The 3,607-nt window shown below is 69.5% G+C and carries 4 protein-coding genes; all 4 read right to left on the bottom strand.

What is annotated here, in order from left to right:
• Positions 1-85: 85 nt before the first annotated feature.
• Complete coding sequence (gene pssA, locus FNQ90_RS16075; RefSeq protein ID WP_182607017.1) at positions 86-946, bottom strand: CDP-diacylglycerol--serine O-phosphatidyltransferase; 861 nt, start codon at positions 944-946, stop codon at positions 86-88.
• Positions 933-1,580, bottom strand: coding sequence for a phosphatidylserine decarboxylase (locus FNQ90_RS16070; protein ID WP_143620069.1), 648 nt, complete (start codon positions 1,578-1,580; stop codon positions 933-935). The genes pssA and FNQ90_RS16070 overlap by 14 nt, the downstream gene beginning before the upstream one ends.
• Before the next feature lie 277 nt (positions 1,581-1,857).
• Positions 1,858-3,063: an acyl-CoA dehydrogenase family protein gene (locus FNQ90_RS16065; RefSeq protein WP_143620067.1), complete on the bottom strand. Its 1,206-nt coding sequence runs from the start codon at positions 3,061-3,063 to the stop codon at positions 1,858-1,860.
• Position 3,064: 1 nt separating this feature from the next.
• Entirely contained in the window at positions 3,065-3,589 is a 525-nt protein-coding gene (locus tag FNQ90_RS16060; RefSeq protein WP_143620065.1) for a MaoC family dehydratase, read from the bottom strand.
• Between the last annotated feature and the right edge of the window lie 18 nt (positions 3,590-3,607).

Genomic DNA, 3,607 nt, shown 5'->3' with positions numbered 1-3,607 from the left:
GATACGGGAGAATCCCGTATCGGCCGGCCCCGGCCGTGGTGACGAGCGCGCCGCCTCCGTCGTTCCCGGCGGCGCGAACGGCGTGTCAGATCCTCGCCCGCGCGGCGGCCCGCGCCTCCCGGCGGTTGTCGCGGAAGGTGTTGACCCGGCGCGCGGTGGCGAACAGCGGGATCACCGCGCCGAGCACCACCTGCATGGCGCAACCGGTCTGCAGCAGCAGCTCACCGCCCGGGGCGTCGAAGGCCCAAGCGGTCAGCATCGCCATGCCGGCGATGATCCATCCGAGCATGGCGGCCGCCAACGGCCCGCGCGGCTTGGGGTACTCGACCCGGCTGACCATCAGCCAGGCCACGCCCACGATCGCCAGCAGGGTCGGGAAGAACGGCAGCTCCAACAGGACGATGGAGACCACCGTCAGGGCCCCGAAGGGGCTCGGCATGCCCTGGAAGACGCCGTTGGGCACCGTGACGCAGGAGAACCTGGCCAGCCGCAGCACGACGGCCAGCAGGACCACGATGGCCGCGAGGGCGGAGAGCGGCTCGTGCACCGAGCCGACCACCAGACCCCAGACGATGACGAAGTAGGCGGGCGCCAGACCGAAGCTGATCAGGTCGGAGAGGTTGTCCAACTCCGCGCCCATCGGCGAGCTGCGCAGCTTGCGCGCCACCAGGCCGTCGAACAGGTCGAACACGCTCGCCAGCAGCATGAGCAGCACCGCGGTGGCGGCGTTGTTGCGCACCACGCCGACGTCCCCGCTGCCCGTGAGGTGGGGGATCAGCACGCCGGTGGTGGTGAAGTAGACGGCGAGGAAGCCGCAGGTGGCGTTCGCCAGGGTCAGCGCGTCGGCTATCGACAGACGCAACGACAGGGGCATGTCGTCATCGTCGTCGTCCACATCGGCGTCCGGGCTCCAGGAGTCCCGTGCGTTGCGGTCAATCACGGTCAAGGCGAGTCACCCCCGCGATCGTGGCCTCGCCGACCTCCACGGCCGGCTCGATGCCCTCCGGGAGGTAGACGTCGACCCTGGAACCGAAGCGGATCAGGCCGACCCGCTCCCCCTGCTCGACCTTGGTGCCGTCCACGACGTAGGGGACGATCCGGCGGGCGACGGCGCCCGCGATCTGGATCATCTCGATGTCACCCAGCTCGCTGTCGAAGTGCCAGACGACCCGCTCGTTGTCCTCGCTCTCCTTGTTGAAGGCGGGCACGAAGCCACCGGGCACGTGCTGCACCGAGGAGACGGTGCCGGCCACCGGCGCCCGGTTCACGTGGACGTTGAGCGGGCTCATGAAGATGGCCACCCGGGTGCGGCCGTCCTTCCACGGCATGATCGACTGCACCACGCCGTCGGCGGGGGAGATCACCCGCCCCTGTCCGATCTCCCGCTCGGGGTCGCGGAAGAACCACAGCATGCCCGCCGCGAGCGCGGTGGCGGGTACGGCGACTGTGGCCCAACGCCCGGAGCGGCGGGCCTTGGCGAGGCTGACGGCGGCGGTGGCGACGGTGGGCAGCAGCCACGGCGACGCACCGCGGGCGAGACGCACCCGGCCGCGGGCTTCGGGGAGGGAGCGGTGGGGCATGGGAGACCTTCGTCGACGGGAGGGACATTCGCGGGAATGCGGTGTCCCTTTACGGGGAATGCTATCGGCTTCGTACCGTGAGCGGACAAGCCCGCGCGACGGTCGGGATCCTTGATCCCGACCGTCGCGCGGGCCGCCGTGTCCGATATCCGCCCCCATCTCGGACAACTCCCCGGGAGGCCCCGGCGGAAGGGGTCCGGCGGAGCGGGAGTGAAAAGGGTCACGGTCTCGGAAAAGGGGTGAATCGGCGTGTCGGGACGCCTTCGCGCGGGCGCGCTCAGTTCCGTTCCCGGTACTCCTCGAGGAGACGGCGTCCGATGATCATTTTCTGGATCTCGGCGGTTCCTTCACCGATCAGCAGCATCGGCGCCTCCCGGTAGAGCCGCTCGATCTCGTACTCCTTGGAGAAGCCGTAGCCGCCGTGGATCCGGAAGGAGCCCTCCACGACCTCCTTGCAGTACTCGGCGGCCAGGTACTTGGCCATGCCCGCCTCCAGGTCGTTTCGCCGTCCGGAGTCCTTGGTGCGGGCCGCGCCGACCATCAGGGCGTGTGCCGCCTCCACCTTGGTGGCCATCTCCGCCAGCCGGAACTGCACCGCCTGGTGCTCGGCGATCGGTTTGCCGAAGGTGTGCCGCTGCTGGGCGTAGGCGATGGCCAACTCGAACGCGCGCAGGGCCACGCCGCAGCCGCGCGCCGCGACGTTCACCCGGCCCACCTCGACACCGTCCATCATCTGGTAGAAGCCCCGGCCGGTGGTCCCGCCGAGCACCCGGTCGGCCGGTATCCGCAGGCCGTCCATGATCATCTCGGTGGTGTCCACCCCCTTGTAGCCCATCTTCTCGATCTTGCCGGGGATGGTCAGCCCGGGCCGCACCTCGCCGAAGCCGGGTTCCTTCTCCACCAGGAAGGTGGTCATCGACCGGTGCGGGGGCGCGTCCGCCGGCTGCCCCTCGTCGGTCCGGCACAACACCGCCACCAGCGTGGAGGAGCCACCGTTGGTCAGCCACATCTTCTGCCCGGTGAGCAGGAAGTCGTCCCCGTCGCGCACCCCCTTGGAGGAGATGGCGGCCACGTCCGAGCCCAGCGCCGGCTCCGACATCGAGAACGCCCCGCGCACCTCACCGCTCGCCATCCGGGGCAGGAAGTGGGCCCGCTGCTCCTCGGTTCCGTGGTGACGGAGCATGTGGGCGACGATGAAGTGGGTGTTGATGATGCCCGAGACGCTCATCCATCCACGGGCGATCTCCTCCACGCACAGGGCGTAGGTCAGCAGCGACTCGCCCAGACCGCCGTACTCCTCGGGGATCATCAGGCCGAAGAGGCCCAACTCCTTGAGGCCCTCGACGATCTCGGCGGGGTACTCGTCACGGTGCTCCAACTCGCCGGCGACCGGCAGGATCTCCTTGTCGACGAATCCCCGAACCGTCTCCAGGATCTCCCGCTGGATGTCGGTCAGGCCCTCGGTGCGCGCCAGGCGTCCCATCTCACTTCTCTCCCTTCGGCCGCTGCTCGCGCGGCTGCGGGCGGCCGGGCTGCTCCCCGCCGCGCTCCTCGATGTACGCGGCGGTGGGCACCATCACCCTGCGCCGGAAGACACAGACCAGGGTGCCGTCCTGCTTGTGCCCCCGGGTCTCCACGTACACCACGCCCCGGTCCGGGCGGGAGGAGGAGGGGCGCTTGTCCAGCACGGTCGTCTCGCCGTAGATCGTGTCGCCGTGGAAGGTCGGCGCGACGTGCCGCAGCGACTCGATCTCCAGGTTGGCGATCGCCTTGCCGGAGACGTCCGGGACGGACATGCCCAGCAACAGCGAGTAGACGTAGTTGCCGACCACCACGTTGCGTCCGAAGTCGGTGGAGCCCTCGGCGTAGTGGGAGTCCAGGTGCAGCGGGTGGTGGTTCATGGTCAGCAGGCAGAACAGGTGGTCGTCGTACTCGGTGACGGTCTTGCCGGGCCAGTGCTTGTACACGTCGCCGACGGTGAATTCCTCGTAGGTACGGCCGAACTGCATCTCGGGACGCTCCGGGGG

Origin of the sequence: Streptomyces alkaliphilus, assembly GCF_014141535.1 — a bacterium.
GTDB lineage: Bacteria > Actinomycetota > Actinomycetes > Streptomycetales > Streptomycetaceae > Streptomyces > Streptomyces alkaliphilus.
The sequence above is the reverse complement of the archived record's forward strand: the minus strand, read 5'-3'. Positions and strand labels throughout refer to the sequence as shown.